We start from the raw sequence: 21,813 nt of genomic DNA on the forward strand, positions 1-21,813 counted from the left end.
GCTCCTTATTCGTACCGGAGCGCGTCGACCGGATCGAGGCGCGCGGCGCGCCAAGACGGGTAGAGCGTCGCAAGGAAGGACAGCGTCAGCGCCATGATCACGACGGCGAGCGTCTCGCCAAAATCGATTTCAGCAGGCAGCTTCGACAGGAAATACAGCGTGGGATCGAACAGTTCCGTGTTGGTGAGCCACGACAGGAATTGCCTGATGGTTTCGATATTGAAACAGATCAGCAAGCCGACCAGCAGACCGACCAGCGTGCCGACAACGCCGATCGATGCGCCGGTGATCAGGAATATCCGCATGATCGAACCCTGCGAGGCGCCCATGGTACGCAGGATCGCGATGTCCTGGCCCTTGTCCTTCACCAGCATGATCAATCCCGAGACGATGTTGAGCGCCGCGACCAGCACGATCATGGTCAGGATCAGGAACATCACGTTGCGTTCGACCTGAAGCGCGTTGAAGAAGGTCGAATTGCGCTGCCGCCAGTCGACCAGGAAGACCGGCCGGCCCGCCGCCTCCGTCACCAGCTTGCGATAGGTTTCGATCTTGTCCGGATTGGTGGTGAACACCTCGATCGAGGACACGTCGTTGTTGCGGTTGAAATAGGCCTGCGCCTCGGTCAGCGGCATGAACACGAAGGTCGAATCATATTCCGACATGCCGATCTCGAACACCGCAGTGATCTTGTAGGGCTTGATGCGCGGTGTGGTGCCCATCGGCGTCACCGCGCCCTTCGGCGAAACCAGCGTGATCATGTCGCCGGCATGCAGCGACAGCTGGTCGGCGAGGCGGCGACCAATCGCGACGCCCTGCCCCTCATCAAAGCCCTCGAGCGAGCCTTGTTTGATGTTCTTGGCGATCGAGGTGAGGTTGTTGAGATCGTCGGCGCGGATGCCGCGGATGAAGACACCGGCGGCGTTGAACGGCGACGATCCGAGCCCCTGCCCGTCGACCACAGGCGCGGCGAGGCGGATGCCCTGCACCTGGCTGATGCGGTCGGCGACATCCTTCCAGTCGGTCAGCGGCGATTCCAGCGGCTGCACCAGAATATGTCCGTTGAGGCCGAGGATCTTGTCCAGCAATTCCTTGCGGAAGCCGTTCATGACCGCCATCACCACGATCAGCGTGGCGACGCCGAGCATGATGCCGAGGAACGAAAAGCCGGCGATGACCGAAATGAACCCTTCCTTGCGGCGCGCGCGCAAATAGCGTCCGGACAGCAGCCATTCGAATGGCGCAAAGGGCGGGGTACGGACTGGCTCGCTCATGGTCTCATCCATCTGTCGATAATCCCATGATTCGGGCCAAATGTGGCCGGATTACCCCGCCGATCAGCGCGGCGCGAATAAACTTTAACCCGCGAGCTTCGCGACCACGTCGGCGAGGCTCATGTTGTCGCGTGAGCCGTCGCTGCGACGCTTCACTTCAACCTTGCCGTCCGCAAGCCCCTTGGGCCCGACGAGAATCTGCCACGGGATGCCGATCAGATCGGCCGCGGCGAACTTGGCGCCGGCACGCTGGTCGGTGTCGTCGTAGAGCACGTCGACGCCCTTCGCCGAGAGCTCGCGATAGAGCTGCTCGCAGGCGCCATCGACCGCGGCATCGCCCTGCTTGAGATTGAGGATCGCGGCGCGGAACGGCGCGACGGCCTCGGGCCATTTGATGCCGGCGTCATCGTGACACGCTTCGATGATCGCGCCGACCAGACGCGACACGCCGACCCCGTAGGAGCCGCCATGGATCGGCACGTCGACGCCGTCGGGACCGGCTACCATCGCCTTCATGGTGTCGGAATATTTGGTGCCGAAATAGAAGATCTGGCCGACCTCGATGCCGCGCGTGTTCAGCCGCTTTGCCTCGGGCACTTCCTGTTCGAAGCGCGCAGCCTCGTGAACGTCCTCGGTCGCGGCGTAGACCGAAGTCCACTGCTTGATGATCGGCGTCAGATCACCGTCATAATCGACGTCCTCGCCCGGCACCGGCAGGTCCAGCACATCGCGGTTGATGTAGACGCCGGACTCGCCGGTCTCCGCGAGCACGATGAATTCGTGGCTGAGGTCGCCACCGATCGGGCCGGTCTCTGCCCGCATCGGGATCGCCTTCAGGCCCATCCGCGCAAAGGTGCGCAAATAGGCCACGAACATCTTGTTGTAGGAGCGCCGCGCGCCGGCCTCGTCGAGGTCGAACGAATACGCGTCCTTCATCAGGAACTCGCGGCCGCGCATCACGCCGAACCGCGGACGCTGCTCGTCGCGGAATTTCCACTGGATGTGGTAGAGGTTGAGCGGCAGGTTCTTGTAGGACTTGATGTAGGAGCGGAAAATCTCCGTGATCATTTCCTCGTTGGTCGGCCCGTACAACAGCTCGCGCTTGTGACGATCGAGGATGCGCAGCATCTCCGGGCCATAGGCGTCGTAGCGACCGCTTTCGCGCCAGAGATCGGCGAGCTGCAGCGTCGGCATCAAAAGCTCGAGCGCGCCGGCGCGGTCCTGTTCCTCGCGGACGATCTGCTCGATCTTCTTCAGCACCCGGAAGCCGAGCGGCAGCCAGGCATAGATGCCGGCCGCCTCCTGCCGCATCATGCCCGCGCGCAGCATCAGCCGATGCGAGACGATCTCCGCCTCTTTCGGGTTTTCTTTCAGGATGGGCAGGAAAAACCGCGACAATCGCATGGCGTTACTCGGGAATCAGGAAAGCGTGGGAAGAGCTGCAGTGAAACCGGATCGGCTGTGAAAACACAAGGCCGCCAAATAAGAAAAACCCTTCAAATCAGGCGATTTTCGGCCATTTGAACGAATTGCGTCCCATCGAAGCGCCGAGCGCGCTGACCGCGGCTTTACCTCACCTCGAAATCGTCTTCCAGCGTCACTTTCTTGAAATCGGTCACCAGGGCGTCGATCTGCATGTGCCAGCGGCCCGGGACCGGCAGCGGCACCTTGCGCACGTGCCAATAGCCGTCGGCACCGCGCGCGGCGGCGCGTTCCATCGGTTCGATGCCGCGCTCGGGCAGGCTCAGCGTCAGCGTCGCCTCCTTGGCCGCAAACGGGCTGGCATCGCCGCTCATCAGCTGCAGCACGAAGTCGTTCTGCCCGACCTTGCCTGGCGCGATCAGGACCTGGAACATCGCGGCATCAGTGTGGATGTGGACCGCGAGCGGAACATCGGCCGACATCGCCAGCACGCGCGGCGGCGGCGTGAAGCGCCAGAGTGCGACGAGGCCGAGAATGGCGATCATCAGCACGAATTCGAGCGCAATCGAGCGCTGCAGCGGTCGTGTCCGATGAAACTCGCGCGCGATGGCCGGCGTGAACACCAACCGGTTCAGCGCAGCGAGCCCGAGCAGCAGCACCACCAGCACCAATTTCGCAACCAGGATGTTGCCGTACCCGGTGTCGATCAGCGCGTGAAAACTTTCGAGCTGGACGACGGCGAGCGCCAGGCCCGACAACGCGATCAAGGCGACGACCGGCACCGCGAGCGTCGAAAAATGCCGCAGCACCCGTAGCAGCGACTCCTTACGCTGCCAGGCAAGCACTGCCAGCGGCGCCAGCGCGCCCATCCAGAACGCCAGGCCAACGCCATGGATGAACAGCGCGGTTCGTGTCAGCCATTGCGGCGAGGCCGTGGCGGCGTGGCCGCTGACCGCAAACGACAACCCGACGCAGATCATTGCGATCGCAGTGCGGGTGAAAGCTGCACCGAACGACGGGCTGCGCCAGGCGATCGCCGCGATCAGCATCGCGGCGATCGCGAGCAGCAGCGCGGGAAACAGGCTGGTGCCGGCGGCGCTGGCCCATGCCGCCCACGTCACGATGCCCGAGAGCGGCAGGTTCAACAGGTCGACGCCCTGCAATCCAAGCGACGCGATCGCGCCGACAAGGCCGATCTTCAGCGACCACATGATCAGCGGTTCGCCGGCCGGGCCCTGCCCGATCCAGGCCGCAAAGAACACGCCGCCGACGCCGGCAAACAGCCCCAGATAGAGCCCGAGCCGCGCCAGCCAGATCAACACATCGAGCACGCCGTCGCTTGACGGCGCCGCTGAGCCGGTGACGACGCCGATCGAAAACAGCAGCGAGCCCGCGACCGGATGGCCATCCTGCGACACCACGCGATAGCTGACCACCTGCGTGCCCTTCGGCAGGCCCGCCGGCAGTGTCACCATCACCGACTGGTCGACGGCGCGGATCGCGACGTCGCGCGGCTTGCCCGCAGCGTCGAGCAGGCTGACCGCCGTCGGCGCCACCGCTTCGTTGAAGCGGAGCACCACCATCTTGGGTGCTTCAGCTACCACACTGCCGTCGGCCGGTTCAGCGCCGATCAGGACGGCGTGCGCATGGGCTGAGGTCGCAAGACACAGCGCCACGAGCAGCACTGCGAGGTTTGCGACCAGCCGCATCGCTTACGACTTCGGCAGCAGCTTGACTCCGGGAGCCGGTGTCTTGCTGCCGTGGTCGTGCCCGCCGCCCTGCCCGTCGGCTGGGATATCGATCCAGCGGCTGACGCCCTGCTCGCACTCCTGCACGACCGGAAAGTACAACGTGGTGTTGGGCTTCAAGGTATCGGTGAGAAACGTCTGCATCACGAACTCGTCGTAGTTCTGGTCCGCAAGCTTGCCACCGCTCCAGGCGACTTCCCTGACGCCCTCGGAAAGCTTGGCGCCGTGATAGTCGTATTGGGCGGCGTATTTGCCGGTGACCGTATCGAGAGTCCAACCCGCCTTCGGCATCGGCTTCACTCCGATCACGCCCTCCGGAATCTGCACCCGGATCTTGATCGTCGCCGAGCCCGCGCAGCCATGCGGCACGGCGAACACCGCCTTGTAATACGATCCGACCGCCGCCTGCTTTCCTTCGAGCGTGATATGCGCGATCGCCGGCTGCGCTGCGAGCAGCGCCGCCGTGGCAATGAGGAGCGTCTGTGATCGCATGGCTCCCTCACATCTTCTTCATGTCCATGTGACCGGAATGCTCGCCATGGCCGGAACGATCGCCGCCGCCCGGCGCCTGCGCGCCGACGGCCTGCACGTCAAGCGAGACCGAGACCTTGCCGGCCTTTTCGAATTCGAGCGTGACCGGTACCTTGTCGCCCTGCTTCAGCGGGTTCTTCAGGTCGAACATCATCAGATGATAGCCGCCCGGCGCGAGCTTCACGGTCTTGCCGGGCTCGATGGAGAGGCCCTTGTCGAGCGCTCGCATCTTCATCACGCCATTGTCCATCGACATCTCGTGGACTTCGATCTTGCCGGCAACATCGCCGGAGCCTGACACCAGCCGGTCGGGCGTCGTTCCCTTGTTCTCGATCGTCAGGTAGCCGCCGCCGATCTTGGCGCCGTTCGGCGTTGCGCGCGTCCAGGCCTGCGTGATCACGAGGTCGCCGGCCTTGACGTCCTCGGCGCGTGCGGACGTCGACACGAGTGCAGCGGTCAGCGCTGCGAGGGCAAGGATGCGGGGGAGCGTCTTCATGGTGACGGATTTCCTTTCAAGTTGAAATTCAAGTGTCATCGAGCAGCTGCCGACTGGGCGCTGGACCATTTGTCCAGATCGGCAATTTCGGCCGATCCTTCGATCGTCGTGATCGTTCCATCCCGCGCAATCAGCATGGTTCGCGGGATATCGCCTTGCCAGGCCGGATCGATCTCAAATCTCAACCGCTCGGCAAAGCCGTCGTCGAAGATCCAGTTTTCGGCCGCGCCGAGGCCGGCGCGATCCAGCATCGATCGCGTCGCCTCCGGTAGGTTGGGAACCAGATCCGCGCTGATCGTGACGACATCGATTCCGGGATGATCCTTCATGAACTTGCCAAGCTGCGGCAGCTCGACCTTGCATGGTCCGCAGGTTACTCCCCAGAAGTGCACCAGGGTCGGATGACCGGCATGCGCATGCAGCAGCTTTTGCCAGCTGCCGCGTTCGAACGGCTTTGGCGCCCCCTCTCCCGCCGCCAATGCGGTCGGCAGCGTTGCGAACAGGATCAGCGCAGCGAGCAGATGACGCTTCATGGTTCGCCCTCGATCGCTTGAAAATGGTAGCCGTCGGCCTTCGTCATCCACGACAGATAGGTCTGCCGGCTGTCCGAGACGAGCAGCGGATGGTCGGAACTGTCGGCGGTGTCCGAAATCACCGTTGGCTTCGACCATGTCGCTCCATCGTCGTGCGATGTCATGAGGTCGACTGTCGTCTTCTGCCCGTCGAATTCCTTCCAGGCCATGACAAGCCCCTGCGGCCCCGCGATAATCTGCGGCCGGGATGGGCTGCGGTTCGGCTGACCGACCGGAAGCGGATCGGAGAAGGTTTTGCCGCCATCGCGCGAGCGCGCATAGAACAATCCCTTGCGCGCCTTGCCGTTGGTGTACCACGTCACATGGTAGGTTCCTTCGGGCGATATGGTCAGGCTCGGACCGTGATGCGGACAGGCCGCGATCTGCCAGTCGTCACGGCTCACCCGATGTATCTCGCCGGGCGTGGCCAGGTCGGAGAACGTCACGATCGCATGGTCGCGCACGCCGCCCTCAAAGATGTTCCGGAATACGACCACCGGATGGCCCGCGCCGTCGAACGCCAAAGCGAGGCGGCAGCATTCGCAGGTGTTGTCGGCGACGAGCCGCGCGTCGGAATAAGTTGCTCCGCCATCTCCTGATGACGCGAAAAACAATCCGGCGCCGTCATATTTCTGGCCGCGCTGCTGCGCCGGCACGCGGTTGCGCTTGTCGAGCCACGCGGCAAACACCGCCCCCACAGGATCGAAACCGATCGCCTCGAACCGTTGGCTCTCATTGCTCGCGGTGATCGGCTTCGGCGCATCGAAGCTGCGGCCGCCATCGGTCGATCGCGTGGTCAGCACCTGACCGTTGAAATTCTGATCGCGGAAGATCGAGAAGGCCACAGCGATGTTGCCCTTGGCATCGATCGCAAGCTTCGGCCGCGCATCCGGTCCCCAATCGAGATTGAGCCGCTCCCGGGTGACCTGCACCGGTGTGGAAAAGCTCTTGCCTTGGTCTTTTGAGCTCGCGACGGAGATCTGGCCGCCGGCCATCCACACCAGCCACAATGTCCCATCCCGCCCAAAGGCGGGCGTGACCTTGGTCGCGCAGCGCAGGGCCGCCTCTTCGCAGGCAGCTTCAGAGGCGTGCTGATGGCTCATCTGTGCGACGGCAAGGCTCGGCAAGGCCGCGAGCACGAGCGACGCAAGCAACGTCAGGGCGACCGGTTTGCGATAGGTCATCGATGCGCTCCTCATTTGAACGCAATCTTCATGCCCGCCACGAAGGCGCGCGGCGATCCGGCATAGATCGAGTTGGTCGAGTTCGCCAGTACGCTCGCGGGATTTTGAATGCCGGCCGCGGTCACCGAATTTGAGATGTTGTTCGCCGACGCCACGTAGGTCCGGTCGAAGACGTTCCTCACCTCGATGTACAGGTTCAGCGCCTTGAAGTAATCGGAGACGAGATCAGTCTTGTAGTGCAGGTTGAGGTTGACCAGCTCATAGCCCGGCGCCTTCAAGAGGTTGGCGTTGTCCATGTAGAAGCTGTCCTTCCACTGGACTTCGACGAACCCGCCAAGTCCCTGCAACGGACCCGACAACTGGTCGTAGCCTAGCCGCGCCGTGAGCTCGTTGGGTGAGATGCCGGGGATCTTGTTGCCGGCGCGATTGAAGCTGAACACCGCGCCGTTCGTGATGTTCTCGACGTATTCGGCGTAGACCTCGTCGAGATAGGTGTAGGCCGCCGAGAACCGCCAGCCCGGCAGGAATTTCCAGTCGGCGGCCAGTTCGACGCCGCGATGCTCCGATCGCGGCGCGTTGAACGTGTAGGAGATGCCCGCAAGTGGCGTGGCCTGGGAAACGAGCTCGTCCTTGAAGAACTCGTAGAACCCGGTGACGCTGAGCTTGAGCGCGTTGTTCGGTGTCCAGTCGGCGCCGACGTCGTAGCCGAGATTCTTCTGCGTCCGCAGCTGGGTGTTATTGCCCGAGGCGCCGCTCGGCAGGACGAACAAATTGCCGACCTGCGGCGTACCATATCCTGTTGCCACCCGCCCGCGGAATTGCCACTCGCTGCTCAGCCGGTAGAGCAATGCGAGCTCGGGCGCGGTATTCTGGAATTGCCGGTCCGCCGTCGTGATCGCCGTGGTGGTGGTTCCGGCCGCGCCGGCGTAGCTGTAGGCGGTGTTTCGGCCCGTCAGACTGGTGGCCTCCCAGCCAATGCCGGCAACGGCCGTCAGCGCAGACGTGAGCCTCAATTCCTCCCGTGCACGAACACCGTAATTCGTCGTCGTGCTGAGCAAATTGCTGGACAGGCTTCCGAGCGTCGCGTTTCCGCCCGGCATCACATTGCGCGTGTCGCTCGACGCGGTGAGCGTATTGTAGAAGCCGCCGAAATAGGTCGTCGAATCCAGCCCGAAGATATCGCCGCGTCTGACGACGTCGCTCATGTAGTTGTAGGACGGGAAGTCGCCGATCGCGCTCGTCGATCCAGTCGGCTGGTTGATGTTGCGATCGTCGAAGACGAACTGGTTGCGCCAGGTGGTCTGGTTGTCGAAGTCGTGCTCCCAACGGCCTCCGACGATGGTACGGCGGTCGTCGCGCCCGAGGCCGGCCTGAACCGCGGTCTCCCTGTCGGTTCCTGCCGCCGCGTTGAAGCCGTTGTTGAACAACGTCACGGTGGCGCATCCCGGCGCGGCCGTCGCGCCGGTCGTGCAACCCTGCTGGAACGGGTTCTGGTAGAACTGGTTCAGCGAAGAGCGGATCGGCAGGCGCGTCGTCAGGTCGTTGTTGATCAGCTTCACCGTGAAGCGGTCGTCCGGCGTGACCTGCAGCGTGCCGAGGAAATTGACGGTCTGGGTGTTGAACCAGCTGTTGCCGATGTAGCCGTCGCCGCGCGCATCGCTCGCGAACAGCGAGCCCTCGAAATTGCCGACCTTCTTGCCAGCGGCGAGATAATTGTTGAGGTAACCGAAGCTGCCGCCGTCGACGCCATACTCGACGCCGTCGATCGTGCCGCCCGGCCGGGTCCGGAAATTCAGCGCGCCGCCGGTCGCGTAGTTGCCGTAGAGCGCCGAGGATGGCCCGCGGACCACGTCGATCGCGCCATAGGCACGCGGATCGATCAGGTCGCTGCGCGATAGGCCGTCCGGCTGGGTCACCGGGAAACCATCGTCGAAGATGACGAGGTTGCGGATGCCGAAGCCGTTCCGCGCATTCGACCCGCGGATCGAGATGCCGAAATCACGCGGGCCGTTGCCCTGCTTGATCGAGATGCCCGGACTGTCCCGCAGCACATCGGCGACGGAGAACGCCGGTCGGTTGTCGAACTGGCTGCGGTCGATGGTCGTCTGCGTCTGGCCTGTGGGCGCCCGGTTCAAACCGTCGCGAGTCGCGGCAAGCGTCTCCCCCGGCCTCGCGCCGCCCGCCGGGGCCGCCGTCGCGGCCGGCCCTGCCGCCGGCTTCGGTGGCCGCCGGACGGACGCCGCACGAACGCGCGGCTTCGCCGCCGCCGGTTTGGCGCGCACCGCCGTCCGGGGCGCCTCGACGGTGACGGAGGGTAGCTCCGTGCTGGGTGCCTGGGCTTCGGCAGCGGACGGCAATGCGCAAAGCGTCGCGCCCAGCGCGAGCACGCTTGCCGCTTCCAGCGGATGATAGCGAAACATGGATGAATCCTGACACCGGCGCTCCGGCCGGCTTGCTCAAGGGCACTTGCCGGCGCGGGACGCACCGGCAGCGACAAGGTCGTCAGGAAAACAGCGGCGGCGCGCGGGCTTGCGCCGAGAGGCCGGCGCGCGAACGATCGAGCTCGGAGGCGAAATCAAGCCAGGCGATGCGGCTCGGCAGGCGTTCGACGGCCTGGGCCGCAACTTGCGGGCTATCAACCGGCGCACCTGTCTGCAGCACGCTGCAGGCCGAGCAGCAGCCGTCATGGGCGTCGTGACTGGTCTGGTCACCCTGCCCGGCTCCGGAGCCGGCATCGCCGTGGCAGATGGTGGCGGCCGCGAGCGGATCGGACGCGGCAAGGCTCGCCGCCCAGCAGGCCCCGATCGGCGCAAGAATCTGCACCAGCAGGGCAACCAGGACGATGGGCAGAAAATTCTTCAGCCGCCGGCGCATCGCAAAACCATCCGGGACGGAACTAACCACCATGAGCGCCGGAAGTCGAGATCGCCGACGCGCCCCGTTTCTTCCAGCCGACGGAAATAGCCGAGCGTGGCACTTGCGTCACGGCGGCCCCGAAATCAGTCGTATCCCCTTACCCTGCCACGTGTTTTACATCTCCCGTCACAACCGCCAGTGGCGCCATCCCAATCATTTCGCAAATTGCTCGAAAATTGAACAATCGTTGCCGAAAATGATGACAAGCCTGGAAAGATAGTCTACCAATTCGGGCTCAGGCCAGCCGCGAGGTGTGTCCTGGTGGTCCAAGTCTCGGGAGGAGCCCGACGCGCACAAGCAGCGTCACCCCATCAATCAAGATCAAATCGAATTTTTGGGGCAAATAGGGTCGACACAATTTTTGGAGCAGGGCTTTCAGCCCTGCTCTTTTTTTATGTGATGATCGCAATCCGCTATGACTCCATCATTGAATCCGATCGAACGCAGCTTTGAACTCGCAGCCGCGCGTTGCGATGATTTGACACCATTGGTCTATCGCCGCCTGTTTCACGAACATCCCGAGACGCAGGCGATGTTTCGCACCGAAGGCAGCGAGCCTGTGAAAGGCTCGATGCTGCAGCTGACGATCGAAGCCATCCTCGATTTCGCGGGCGAGCGCCGCGGACATTTTCGCCTGATCGAGTCGGAAGTGTTCTCGCACGACGCCTACGGCACGCCGCGCGAACTGTTCGTGGCATTCTTCGCGGTGATCGCCGATGCGCTGCGCGACATTCTCGGCGAGCAATGGACTGCGGAGATCGATGCTGCGTGGCACAAGCTGCTCGGCGACATCGAAGCCATCGTGCTGCAGCAGAAACATCTCGTGGACGAGAGGCCGTAGCGTCATCGTTCCGATTGTGACACACTCGTTTTATCCGCGGCGCGTGCAACTGACGCCGACGGTCAGAAAAACGAAGAGGGAGCAAGCAATGCCAGGGACCGACAAGGGGATGGACAAGGCGTCGACGACGCGGCGCGACCTTTTGCAGATGGCGGCGGCGGGTGGAGCTGCGGCCGGCCTGTTCGGCGGAATGGGCATGACGACGTCCGCGCTCGCCGCCGAAATGGGACGCTCGGAAAAGCCGCTGAAGGCGGCGTTCTCCAACGCCGGACTGCAGGCGACGTGGTGCGCACAGGGCAAGCAGGCCGCCGAATTCTGGGGCAAGCTGTTCAACGTCGAGGTGACCTGGTTCGACGGCCAGCTCGATGCCGTCAAGCAGCGCGCCGCGATCGACAACATGGCGTCGCAGAAATGGGACTTCGTCGCGATCCAGGCGTTCGGCATCGGCACGCTGACCCAGCCGGTGCAGAAGATGATCGACGCCGGCACTCCCGTGATCGACATGGACACGCTTATTGCTCCTCTCGATCAAATTAACGTCCACTCGTTCCTCGCGCCCGACAACGAGTTCATGGGCGCCTCGGTGACCCAGGCGCTGTGCAACGCGATCGGCGGCAAGGGCAAGGTCATCATGACCCAGGGCGCGCTCGGCCACACCGGCGCGCAGGGCCGCGCCAAGGGCTTCAACTCGGTCATCAAGCAGTTTCCGAACATCGAGGTGCTGGACACCCAGCCCGCCGACTGGGACGTCTCCAAGACCGCTCGGCTCTGGGAAACCTATCTGACCAAATACTCGCAGATCGACGCCGCCTTCTTCCACAATGACGACATGGCGCTCGCCGCCTACAACATCATGAAGGCGCGCAACCGCACCAACATCCTGATCGGCGGCGTCGACGCCATGCCGCCGGCGATCCAGGCGGTCAGCGAAGGCCGCATGTTCGCGACCGTCCGCAATCCGTCCTGCCGCATCCATGGCGGCGCGATCGTCGCGGGTGTCGCCGCCGTGGTCGGCGGCGAGAAGAGCGGCCAGGGCATTCCGAAGAACGTCGTGACCGACGGTCCCGTCGTGACCAAGGCCAACGCCGCCGGCATGCAATGGATGGAGGATCACTTCCTGATCTGAGCGGGCCTCATGACGCAGGGACGCTCGGCGATCCTCGAATTGCACCAGATCACGAAGGCCTTCGGCGGCGTCGAAGCCCTTCGTGGGGTCGACTTCGCGCTGCACGCCGGCGAGATCCACGGTCTCGTCGGCGAGAACGGCGCCGGCAAGAGCACGCTGATGAAGATCATCGCCGGCGTGCACCCCGAGTTCTCCGGCCGCTTCATGCTGGACGGCAAGGAGACCCGCTTCCGCTCCACCCGCGACGCACACGCCGCCGGCATCGGCATGGTGCATCAGGAGCTCAGCGTCGCGCCTGATCTCACGGTCGCCGAGAACGTGTTCCTCGGCAACCAGCTCACCAACCGCCTCGGCTTCGTGCAGTGGCGGCGGATGGCGCGCGAGGCCGGCGAGCAGCTGGCACGGTTTGGCATCGACGTCGACCCGATGACGCGGCTCGGCGATTTGCCGATCGGCCTGCAGCAGCTGATCGAGATCGCCCGCGTGCTGTTTTCCGGCGCACGCATCATCATCCTGGACGAGCCGACCTCCGCCCTCTCCCCACCCGAGGTGGAACGCCTCTTTGCGACGCTCCACAAGCTGCGCGACCAAGGCACCAGCATCGTCTTCATCTCGCATTTCATCGAGGACATTTTGCGGGTCTCCGACGTGGTGACGGTGTTCCGCAACGGACGGAAGATCGCCGAGACGGCGTCCGCGGACACCACCAAGGGCGCGCTGATCGAGGCCATGATCGGCCGCGGCGGCGAGGCGCTGGAGCACAGCTACACCGACGACCTCATGCTCCCGCAACCGGGCGGCGGCGCGGCGGTGCTGAAGGTCGATCAGCTCTCGCTCCGCCGCAGCCTGCAGGACGTCACGTTCGAGGCCCGCTCCGGGGAAGTGCTCGGCATCTACGGCTTCATGGGCTGCGGGCAGTTGGAGCTGTCGCGCATCCTGTTCGGCAAGCTCCGGCCCGACGGCGGAACGCTGGTGGTCGACGGCGCCGCCAAGACCTTCCGCAGCACCGCAGCCGCCCGGCGGGCCGGCGTTGCGCTGGTACCTGAAAGCCGCCGCGCCATGCTGTTCCACCAGGAGCCCGTCTACAAGAACATCTCGATCAGCATCCTCGAGCGGATCTCGGCGCTGCTGCTCAAGCCGGTGCGCGAGCGCGCGATCGCCCAGCGCCAGGTCGAGCAATTGCAGATCCGGCCGCCAGTGGTCGGCCTCGATCTCGGCATGCTGTCCGGCGGCAATCAGCAGAAGGTGGCGCTGGCGAAATGGCTCGCCTATCCGCCGCGCGTCCTGGTGCTGTGCGAGCCGACCCGCGGCATGGATGTCGGCGCCAAGAACGACGTGATCAACATCGTGCGCGATCTCCGCGCCAGGGGACTGGCGATCATCGTGCTGTCGACCGAGCCGGAGACGGTGCTGTCGCTCGCAGACCGGATCCTGGTGCTGAAGCGCGGCGCGGTGGTGCGCGAATTCGCGGGCGAAGCGGTCAGCAAGGACCGGCTGCTGGAGGCCGCCTAGAGCATGATCCGGAAAATTGCGAAGCGGTTTTCCGATGAGATCATGCTCAAACAAACAGAGAAAGCGCGATGACCACCTCATCGCGCTTGATGGAGAGACATGATGGCAAGCAGTGACGGCGCGACGGCGCGAGCGGATCACCGGCGGTCGCGCGGGCTGGCGCCCTTCCTGCGCTCGCAGATGCGCAACATCGCGCCGTTCCTGACGCTGATCTTCCTCAGCGCCTTCTTCGCGATCGCGAGCCCGTCGTTTGCCACCATCGACAATGTCGGCAACATCCTCACGCAAGTCTCGGTCACCGGCATCATCGCCGTCGGCCTCACCTTCGTGATCCTGTGCGCCGAGATCGACCTGTCGATCGCCAGCATCGCCAACGTCACCGGCATTGCCGTGGCGTACTTCACGCTGCAGGAATCCTACGTCAACATCGCCAATGTCCCGATGCCGGGCATCGTCGCGATCCTGCTGGCGTTGGCGCTGTGCGCACTGCTCGGCCTCGTCAACGCGCTGGGGCTGACCATGATCGGCATCCCCTCCTTCATCATGACGCTGGCCATGATGCAGATTGCGGCCGGCGTCTCGGCGCTGCTGGTGCGCGGCCAGATCGCCTACAAGGTGCCGGACCTGATCACGACGCTGGGCTCCGGATCGATCGGCGGCATCCCCTGGATCGTGATCGTCGCCGCGGTGATGCTGCTCGGCGGCCATCTGGTGCTGACCTATACGCGGTTCGGCCGCTACGTCTACATGGTCGGCGGCAACCGCGAGGCCGCCGAATTCGCCGGGCTGAACGTCAAGCTCATCCTCGGCAGCGTGATGGTGATCTCGGCGGTCTGCTCCGGGATCGGCGGCATGCTCGGCGTCGCCCATTTCGGCAGCGCCCAGCAGAACGAATTCGATACCTATCTCTTGGATTCGATCGCGGCCGTGGTGGTCGGCGGCACCAGCCTGTTCGGCGGCCGCGGCGGCATCGGCAACACCATCGTCGGCCTGTTCGTGCTCGGCGTGCTCAACAACGGCCTCGACCACATCAATATCGACAGCTTCCTCAAGATCCTGATCCGCGGGTTGATCCTGCTCGCGGCGCTGATCATCAACGTCTACGCGCAGCGGCTGCGGGAGCAAGCGGCGGAGTGACATGTTAGGTCCGTCATCCTGAGGTGCGAGCCTTGCGGCGCAATTGCGCCGCTGGGCGAGCCTCGAAGGATGGATCGGCCGGAGTGGGGCCGTGCATCCTTCGAGGCTCGCAAGGGCTCGCACCTCAGGATGACGGGGCCGCGATCGTTGGCACGCGTTCTCTCCATTCGTCGTCCCTGCGAAAGCAGGGGCCCATAGTCCGCGGCGGATGTGGTGAACGAGACCCGTCGTTCTAGCATCGCTCAACAAGAATGCCTGTGGTTATGGGTCCCTGCTTTCGCAGGGACGACACCGAGCGTTTTGCTCGATTTACGAGTCATACGTCCGCGTCCTCGCGGCGCCTTTCGCCCGAGCTTTGCTGTTCGTTTCACCCTCTGAAAGCAGAGGGCGCAGGGAAAGCCGGGTGCCGATCGCACCCATGGGCCCCGTGCAAAAGGTAGAAAGCACGGGGGTAGGACCACAGGTGTAACCGGAAACAACCCGGCTTTCCCTGCGCGATGGGCTACGGCTTACTTCGTGCTCTCCCCGGCGAGACTGGGCTTGCTTGTCACCGTCTTCGCAACGCGCACCGCGCAATCGGAAAAGACACCTGCCGCTAGGGCGTCAGGACCACACGACTTCACCGTCCGCCTCATGCGCGTTCGTCAACTGCGCAATCGGCGTCCACCGCATCTCGACCCACGTTCGTGACGACCGCGAAGCGCCCCTCGTGTCGGGCGAGACGGAGGGATTAAACATCTGAGTTGGGGTCCACGTCAAGACAAAATTCTGAAAACACGAATATCTCCATCCCCGCTACCTGGCAAAATCCGGCTGCCAGTGGCGCAGTTCGCGCGTGGCGTAGGTGACAGCGCCGATTGTCGTGTAGGACGCCGCCTCCAGCATCATATTGCGTGCGAGCCTGAGGGCCCGCGCCTCGCAGATCGCGCGCTGCTTCTCGTCGGCGATCCACTCGAAATCGATGTTGTGCGCGAGACCAAGGATGCGCCGGATGGTCTTGGCCGCGGCGAAGCCGACGGTATCCTGGAACAATCGCGCCATATAAGCCTGCCGTTCCGCCTCCAGCCGCGCGGCGCCAGCTTCGCCCGTGAACAGCAACGACGGATAACCGTCGCCCTTCGCCTCGTTGCGCCACAGCGCGAGAAATTTTCGCGAGAACCCGGCCCAGACGCCCTCGATGGTCTCGAGCAGCCATGCCTCGAACGAGGCGCGCTCGCCCGGCGTGCGCTCGTGGCCGGCGGAGGCCAGATAGGCCATCAGGAGGTTGCCGATGACGGCGCCGATGTCGAAGCCCATCGGGCCGTAGAAGGCGAACTCGGGATCGATCACCTTGGTCTCGCTCTCGGTGACCATGATCGAGCCGGTGTGCAGGTCGCCGTGCAGCAGCGCCTCCGGGCTCGCCATGAATTTCAGCTTGAGCCTGCTGATCGCGACGTGCAGGTCAAGGTCTTCGCGGAACGCCGCTGCGGTCGCGTCGAGATAGGGCGCGGTCCAGCGGTTCTGCTCGGCGGTGCGATAGGGATCGGTGAAGATCAGATCCTCGGTGATCTTGCACAGCGTGTGGTTGCCGGCGAAATCGGCGATGCCCTGCTTCTTCTCCGCGGCCGACAACGCAAGGTCGGACGTGAAGAACAGCGTTTGCGCCAGGAAGGTCGATATATCCTCGACAAAGCGCGGGTACCGCGTGGCCTCGATCAGGCCCTTGCGCATGATGATGTGCGGCTCGAGCAGCTCCATCGCGGTGAGCGCGAGCGGCGCATCATGATGCAGCACCGCCGGCACGAGCATCGGCGCCAGCCGCGCCTGATGCACCAGCGCCATGTGCTCGTAATGCGCCCGCGACAGCGGCAGCGGCCAGCTCTCGCCGACGAGGCGCACATAGGGCAGCGCCTGCTTGACCGCGAGGCCGCCGCTTCCGCCCTTGACGATGAAGACGAGGTTGAGATTGCCGTCGCCGACCTCGCTGATCGACCAGTCCGCCGGCGCGCCGCCGAGCTGCGCGCCGATGGCGGGCAGCCCCGCGAGATAATCCCGCAGATCGGCTTCCCGCAGGATTCGATATGCGCTCTGCCCGGAGCCTGGCTGGGACTGCAGGTTCATCGTGGTCGCCTCCTCCGCATTGCCAGGGCGAGGTTGATCCCCGCTCCATTGGCGTCAGTTTCTAAAACAGCATCCCCATCGGTACGTAGCCCGGGTGAGCCAACGGGTCGCGCGAACGCGCGCCCGATGACAGGCTCCGCGATACCGGGGAAAGTGATCCCGCATGTCGCTTCGCTCATGCGGGCTACTTCTGATCCAACGAAAACTGCGTATCAGAACGGCATCCCCATCAGTTTCGACAGCCGCTCGATCGAGAGATAGCCGGAATGATAGGCCCACATCGCGATCGCGAAGATCACGGCCGAGATCAGCGTGGTCCACAACAGCTTGCGGCCCATCCGCGCCAGGATCGGCGCGCCGGGATCGGTGCCGGGCGCGCCGACGCCGTCCTCATGCTGGCTGCGTATGCCAAACGGCAGCGTCAGGAACAGCACGAGCCACCAAAGCACGAAGTAGATCGCTAGCCCTGTGGAGATCTGGTACGCCATATGGCCTCAGGCCTGTTCGATCTCGACCAACGCGCCGGAAAAGTCCTTCGGGTGGAAGAACAGCACCGGCTTGCCATGCGCGCCGATCTTCGGCTGGCCGTCGCCGAGCACCCGCGCGCCCTCGGCGATCATGCGGTCACGGGCGGCGATGATGTCGGGCACGTCGTAGCAGACATGGTGGATGCCGCCGTCGGCATTGCGCTCGACGAATTTCGCGATCGGCGAGGCATCGCCCAGCGGCTCGATGAACTCGATCTTGGTGTTCGGCAGCGTCACGAACACGGTGATGACGCCGTGCTCCGGCAGCGGCACCGCATCGGAAATCTCGGCATTGAAGGCAGTGCCGTAGATCTTCGCGGCCTGCTTGGCGTCCTTGACCGCGATCGCGACGTGATTGAGCCGGCCCAGCATCTCTCTCTCCCTTTAGTTGAGCATGATCTTTTCGGAAAACCGCTTCGCACTTTTCCGGATCATGCTTAGGCTCAAACCGTCAGAACGTGCACGACGCAGATCGGCTTCTTGCCCCATTGCTCGTTCAGCACCGCCCGCACCGCGCGCCGCACCGATTCCCCCAGCGCGTCCGGATCGCGCCGCCGCGGCTTCGGCAGGCCCTCGATCGTCGATACCACCACATCGAACACGATGTCGTCGAGCAGTTCGCCTGCCGCATTGTTCTCCGGCATGCCGACCAGATCAACCTCGGGGTCGTCGACGAGCTCGCCCTGCGCGGTCATGGCGATGGCGACGAAGGCGCAGCCGGCAAAGCCCATCCGCCGCCGCTCCACCACGGCGCGCGACTTCGAGTCCTCAAGGATGGTTCCGTCCTTGTAGAGCCGGCCCGCCGGCACCTCGCCGACGATGCCGGGCTCACCGGGCCCGAGCTTGACGAGGTCGCCGTTGCGGCAGGTCAAGACCTTGGGCACGCCGGCGGCGCGCGCCAGCTTGGCGTGTTCGGCCAGATGCAGCGCCTCGCCATGGACGGGGATCAAGAGCTGCGGCCGGACCCAGGAGATCATGTCGCGCAACTCGTCGCGACGCGGGTGGCCGGAGACGTGCACCAGATGCTCGCGGTCGGTGATGATCTCGACGCCCTGCATGACCAGGTTGTTGATGATCGAGCCGACCGCCTTCTCGTTGCCGGGAATGGTGCGGGAGGAGAAAATCACGGTGTCGCCCTTGTTCAGGGTGACCTGCGGATGGTCGTCATTGGCGATCCGCGCCAGCGCCGCGCGCGGCTCGCCCTGGCTGCCGGTGCACAGCGCCAGCACCTTGTCGGCCGGGAAATGGCCGTAATAGTCGGCGCTGCGGAATTTATGCGAGCCGTCGAGATAGCCGCATTCGCGCGCCACCTGCACCACGCGCTCCATGGCGCGGCCGACCACGACCACCTCGCGGTCGGCGGCGTTCGCGGCGTCCGCCACCGCCCGCACCCGGGCGACATTGGAGGCGAAGGTTGTCACCGCGACCCGGCCCTTGGCCGCCTTGACCAGCTTCTTGATGGTGGCGGCGACCTCGGTCTCCGACGGCGAGCGCCCGTCGCGCACCGCATTGGTGGAGTCGCCGACCAGCGCCAGCACGCCTTCATCGCCGAGCTCGCGCAGACGCCGCTCGTCGGTCGGCTGTCCGATGATCGGGGTCGGATCGATCTTCCAGTCGCCGGTATGCAGCACGGTGCCGACATCGGTCTTGATCGCCAGCGCGTGCGATTCCGGAATCGAATGCGCGACGGGGATGAACTCGACATTGAACGGGCCGATATCGACCCGCCCGCCCGACGGGATCACCGTGACCGGGATTTTTGGCGGGTTGCGCTCGGCGGCGCATTTGGCCTCGAACAGCGCCGCGCTGAATTGCGTCGCGTAGATCTTGCAGCCGAGCTTCGGCCAGAGATCGATGATTGCGCCGAAATGATCCTCATGGGCGTGCGTCAGCACGAGGCCCACCAGATTGTTGCGCTCCTTCTCGAGGAAGCGGACATCGGGCATGATCAGGTCGATGCCCGGCAGATGCTCCTCGTCGCCAAAGGAGACGCCGAGATCAACCGCGAGGAAGGACCGCTGGTGGCGGTTGCCGAGGCCGTAGATCGACAGGTTCATGCCGATCTCGCCGACGCCGCCGAGCGGCGCAAAGGTGAGCTCGTCGGGACGCGCCATCAGTTCGCCCTCACCGAGGCTGCGGAGCCGAAATAGACCTCTCCCGCCGTCACGGGCAGGCGCTCGCCATCAGCCGTGCGGACGATCAGGCAGCCGGTATCATCGATGGTGTCGAACGTGCCCTCAAGGGTCGCCGAGCCGGTCTGGACTGCGACCTTCTCGCCGAGCCCGGCCGCGCGCTCCAGCCACAGCCTGCGGACCTCGGGGAAGCCGCGGCCGTCGTCCCAGATGCCGCGAAACTCGACCCAGGCGTCCGACAGCGCGGCAAACAGCTCCTCCGCCCCGATCTGGATGCCGAGCGCCGCGAGCGATACGGCCGGCGTCGGCGTCCCCTCGGGTGCTGCGACGACATTGGTGCCGATGCCGACGACGACCGCCAGCCGGCTCCCGATGGCCTCGGCCTCCAGTAGGATGCCCGAGAGCTTCTTGCCATTGGCCAGCACGTCGTTTGGCCATTTCAGGGTGAACTTCGGGCTGTCCGGCCCGAGCCGCAGCGCCGCCTCGATGCTGACCTTCCGCAGCGCGGCTTCGAGCGACAGCCCGGCGGCAAAGCCGAGGGTGGCGGCGACTGCCGGCTGGACGTCCGTCACCTCGAGGATCGTGCTGGCGAGATTGCCGCGCGGCGCGACCCAGACCCGCTGCCGCCGCCCGCGGCCCGCGGTCTGTTCCGGCGTCACGAACCACATCGGTCCCTGCTCGCCGTCGCGGGCGCGCAGCATCGCCTCGGCATTGGTCGAGCCGATCTGATCGAAGGCGGCGAGCCGGTAGCCCGCCGCTATGGCCCGCGGCCCGAGCGTGAAGGTCATGTCAGCGTTATGCGCATGATTGGTTCCGAAAGCCAGCATCCCGATTTCGGAACCGCACGCGTCAAAATAGTGATTTGGCCGCCGCCGTGGCCACGCTCACCAGCGGACCCGGATAGGCGAAGAAGAAGATGTTGAAGATGCCGGCGACCGCCAGCACGGTGCGCAGCTCGACGCGCACCGGGTCGAGCTTGCCGAGCGGCTGGTCGAAATACATCACCTTGACGATCGACAGATAGTAGAACGCGCCCACCACGCTGGTCAGCACGCCGATCACGGCGAGCGTGAACAGATTGGCCTTGATCGCCGCGACGAACACGTACCACTTGCCGAAGAACCCGGCGAGCGGCGGCACGCCGGCCAGCGAGAACAGCAGCATCGCGAAGATGAAGGCGAGCAGCGGGTTGGTGCGGGACAGGCCGGCGAAATCGCTGATCTGCTCCAGCGCCTGGCCGTTGCGCTTCATCGCCAGGATGATGCTGAACGAGCCGAGCGTCATCGCGACATAGATCGCGATGTAGATCAGGACGCCCTGCGCGCCCTCGACCGTGCCGGAGGCGAGGCCGACCAGCGCAAAGCCCATATGACCGATCGAGGAATAGGCCATCAGGCGTTTGATGTTGGTCTGGCCGATCGCGGCGAACGAGCCCAGCGCCATCGAGGCGATTGCCACGAATACCAGGATCTGCTGCCACTGGGTGGCGATGCCCGGGAACGCGGTCAGCGTCGCGCGGGTGAACACCGCGAGGGCCGCGACCTTCGGGGCGGACGCGAAGAACGCCGTCACCGGCGTCGGCGCGCCCTCATAGACGTCCGGCGTCCACATGTGGAACGGCACCGCCGAGACCTTGAAGCAGAGGCCGGCGAGCAGGAACACCAGGCCGAACACGATGCCGATGCTGCCGGTGGTTGCCGCCGCAGCGATGCCCGCGAAGCTGACGGTGCCGGTGAAGCCGTAGATCAGCGAGGCGCCGTAGAGCAGCATGCCCGACGACAGCGCGCCGAGCACGAAATACTTCAGGCCCGCCTCGCTCGACTTAGCGTTGTCGCGCTGGCTGGCGGCGACGACGTAGAGCGCAAGGCTCATTAGCTCGAGGCCGAGATAGAGCGAGATCAAATCGCCGGCCGAGATCAGCACCATCATGCCGAGCGTCGACAGCAGCACCAGGATCGAGAACTCGAAGTTGCGGCTCGACGGCTGAGACAGGTATTCGGTTGACAGGATCAGGGTTGCCGCCGAGGCGATCAGGGCGAGGACCTTCAGGAAGCGGGCGAAGTCGTCGACGATGAAGCTGCCGCCGAAGGTCACGAGCTTGCCGGCCGGCAGCCAGAGCTCCAGCACGCCGGTCAGCACCAGGAGACAGATCGCCAGCGCCGTGACGAGCCGCGTCGTCCCCTGCCCGCGATAGGCTCCGATCATCAACAGCACCATGGCGCCGACCGCGAGCACCAGCTCCGGCAGCACCGGCTGCAACTGATAACCTGCACTGGAAAAGCTCATGACGGGGCC

Annotated in this window: 19 protein-coding genes; 4 read left to right on the plus strand and 15 right to left on the minus strand. The window is 64.6% G+C overall.

Features of this window, described 5'->3' with window-relative positions; translation table 11 throughout:
* Positions 1-5 precede the first annotated feature (5 nt).
* From ACVWYP_RS27295 to ACVWYP_RS27335, 9 genes are all read right to left on the minus strand, one after another.
* Positions 6-1,286: a lipoprotein-releasing ABC transporter permease subunit gene (locus tag ACVWYP_RS27295; RefSeq protein ID WP_028339647.1), complete on the minus strand. Its 1,281-nt coding sequence runs from the start codon at positions 1,284-1,286 to the stop codon at positions 6-8.
* A gap of 72 nt (positions 1,287-1,358) precedes the next feature.
* Positions 1,359-2,678, minus strand: a complete 1,320-nt coding sequence (gene proS, locus ACVWYP_RS27300; protein ID WP_304495541.1) for a proline--tRNA ligase — start codon at positions 2,676-2,678, stop codon at positions 1,359-1,361.
* Positions 2,679-2,842: 164 nt separating this feature from the next.
* Positions 2,843-4,405, minus strand: coding sequence for a copper resistance CopC/CopD family protein (locus ACVWYP_RS27305; RefSeq protein ID WP_304495542.1), 1,563 nt, complete (start codon positions 4,403-4,405; stop codon positions 2,843-2,845).
* A 3-nt stretch (positions 4,406-4,408) separates the two neighbouring features.
* Positions 4,409-4,936 (minus strand): YcnI family copper-binding membrane protein, encoded by a 528-nt coding sequence (locus tag ACVWYP_RS27310; protein ID WP_304495543.1) that lies wholly within the window; start codon positions 4,934-4,936, stop codon positions 4,409-4,411.
* Between the two features lie 7 nt (positions 4,937-4,943).
* A complete protein-coding gene (locus ACVWYP_RS27315; protein ID WP_028339643.1) occupies positions 4,944-5,471 on the minus strand; it encodes a copper chaperone PCu(A)C in 528 nt (175 codons plus the stop codon).
* Positions 5,472-5,506: 35 nt separating this feature from the next.
* Positions 5,507-6,004 (minus strand): TlpA family protein disulfide reductase, encoded by a 498-nt coding sequence (locus ACVWYP_RS27320; RefSeq protein WP_028339642.1) that lies wholly within the window; start codon positions 6,002-6,004, stop codon positions 5,507-5,509.
* The gene (locus ACVWYP_RS27325; RefSeq protein ID WP_453945997.1) at positions 6,001-7,227 is read right to left on the minus strand and encodes a sialidase family protein; all 1,227 of its coding nucleotides are present in this window, start codon (positions 7,225-7,227) and stop codon (positions 6,001-6,003) included. The genes ACVWYP_RS27320 and ACVWYP_RS27325 overlap by 4 nt, the downstream gene beginning before the upstream one ends.
* 11 nt (positions 7,228-7,238) lie before the next feature.
* Positions 7,239-9,647, minus strand: coding sequence for a TonB-dependent receptor family protein (locus ACVWYP_RS27330; RefSeq protein WP_304495544.1), 2,409 nt, complete (start codon positions 9,645-9,647; stop codon positions 7,239-7,241).
* An 82-nt stretch (positions 9,648-9,729) separates the two neighbouring features.
* Entirely contained in the window at positions 9,730-10,101 is a 372-nt protein-coding gene (locus ACVWYP_RS27335; protein WP_028339639.1) for a DUF2946 domain-containing protein, read from the minus strand.
* A 457-nt stretch (positions 10,102-10,558) separates the two neighbouring features.
* Here ACVWYP_RS27335 and ACVWYP_RS27340 point away from each other — a divergent pair, with 457 nt between their 5' ends.
* From ACVWYP_RS27340 to ACVWYP_RS27355, 4 genes are all read left to right on the plus strand, one after another.
* Positions 10,559-10,984, plus strand: a complete 426-nt coding sequence (locus tag ACVWYP_RS27340; protein ID WP_304495545.1) for a globin — start codon at positions 10,559-10,561, stop codon at positions 10,982-10,984.
* Positions 10,985-11,072: 88 nt separating this feature from the next.
* Complete coding sequence (locus ACVWYP_RS27345; RefSeq protein ID WP_016848453.1) at positions 11,073-12,110, plus strand: sugar ABC transporter substrate-binding protein; 1,038 nt, start codon at positions 11,073-11,075, stop codon at positions 12,108-12,110.
* A gap of 9 nt (positions 12,111-12,119) precedes the next feature.
* Positions 12,120-13,622 (plus strand): sugar ABC transporter ATP-binding protein, encoded by a 1,503-nt coding sequence (locus ACVWYP_RS27350; protein ID WP_028339636.1) that lies wholly within the window; start codon positions 12,120-12,122, stop codon positions 13,620-13,622.
* Positions 13,623-13,724: 102 nt separating this feature from the next.
* On the plus strand, positions 13,725-14,759 hold the full coding sequence (locus ACVWYP_RS27355) for an ABC transporter permease (RefSeq protein ID WP_028339635.1): 1,035 nt from the start codon (positions 13,725-13,727) through the stop codon (positions 14,757-14,759).
* Positions 14,760-15,554: 795 nt separating this feature from the next.
* Here the strand turns inward: ACVWYP_RS27355 and mtnK are convergent.
* From mtnK to nuoN, 6 genes are all read right to left on the minus strand, one after another.
* Positions 15,555-16,859 carry an S-methyl-5-thioribose kinase gene (gene mtnK, locus ACVWYP_RS27360; protein ID WP_304495546.1) on the minus strand — a complete coding sequence of 435 codons (1,305 nt, stop codon included), beginning with the start codon at positions 16,857-16,859 and terminating at the stop codon, positions 15,555-15,557.
* A gap of 212 nt (positions 16,860-17,071) precedes the next feature.
* Positions 17,072-17,347, minus strand: coding sequence for a DUF1467 family protein (locus ACVWYP_RS27365; RefSeq protein WP_028340120.1), 276 nt, complete (start codon positions 17,345-17,347; stop codon positions 17,072-17,074).
* A gap of 6 nt (positions 17,348-17,353) precedes the next feature.
* Positions 17,354-17,758 carry a methylmalonyl-CoA epimerase gene (mce, locus tag ACVWYP_RS27370; protein WP_024583489.1) on the minus strand — a complete coding sequence of 135 codons (405 nt, stop codon included), beginning with the start codon at positions 17,756-17,758 and terminating at the stop codon, positions 17,354-17,356.
* 71 nt (positions 17,759-17,829) lie between these two features.
* On the minus strand, positions 17,830-19,500 hold the full coding sequence (locus ACVWYP_RS27375) for a ribonuclease J (RefSeq protein ID WP_453945995.1): 1,671 nt from the start codon (positions 19,498-19,500) through the stop codon (positions 17,830-17,832).
* A complete protein-coding gene (locus ACVWYP_RS27380; protein WP_453946210.1) occupies positions 19,500-20,306 on the minus strand; it encodes a biotin--[acetyl-CoA-carboxylase] ligase in 807 nt (268 codons plus the stop codon). Before ACVWYP_RS27380 ends, ACVWYP_RS27375 begins: the two co-directional genes overlap by 1 nt.
* A gap of 61 nt (positions 20,307-20,367) precedes the next feature.
* On the minus strand, positions 20,368-21,804 hold the full coding sequence (gene nuoN, locus ACVWYP_RS27385; RefSeq protein WP_304495547.1) for an NADH-quinone oxidoreductase subunit NuoN: 1,437 nt from the start codon (positions 21,802-21,804) through the stop codon (positions 20,368-20,370).
* Positions 21,805-21,813: the final 9 nt, after the last annotated feature.

This window comes from Bradyrhizobium sp. USDA 3262 (assembly GCF_054060035.1).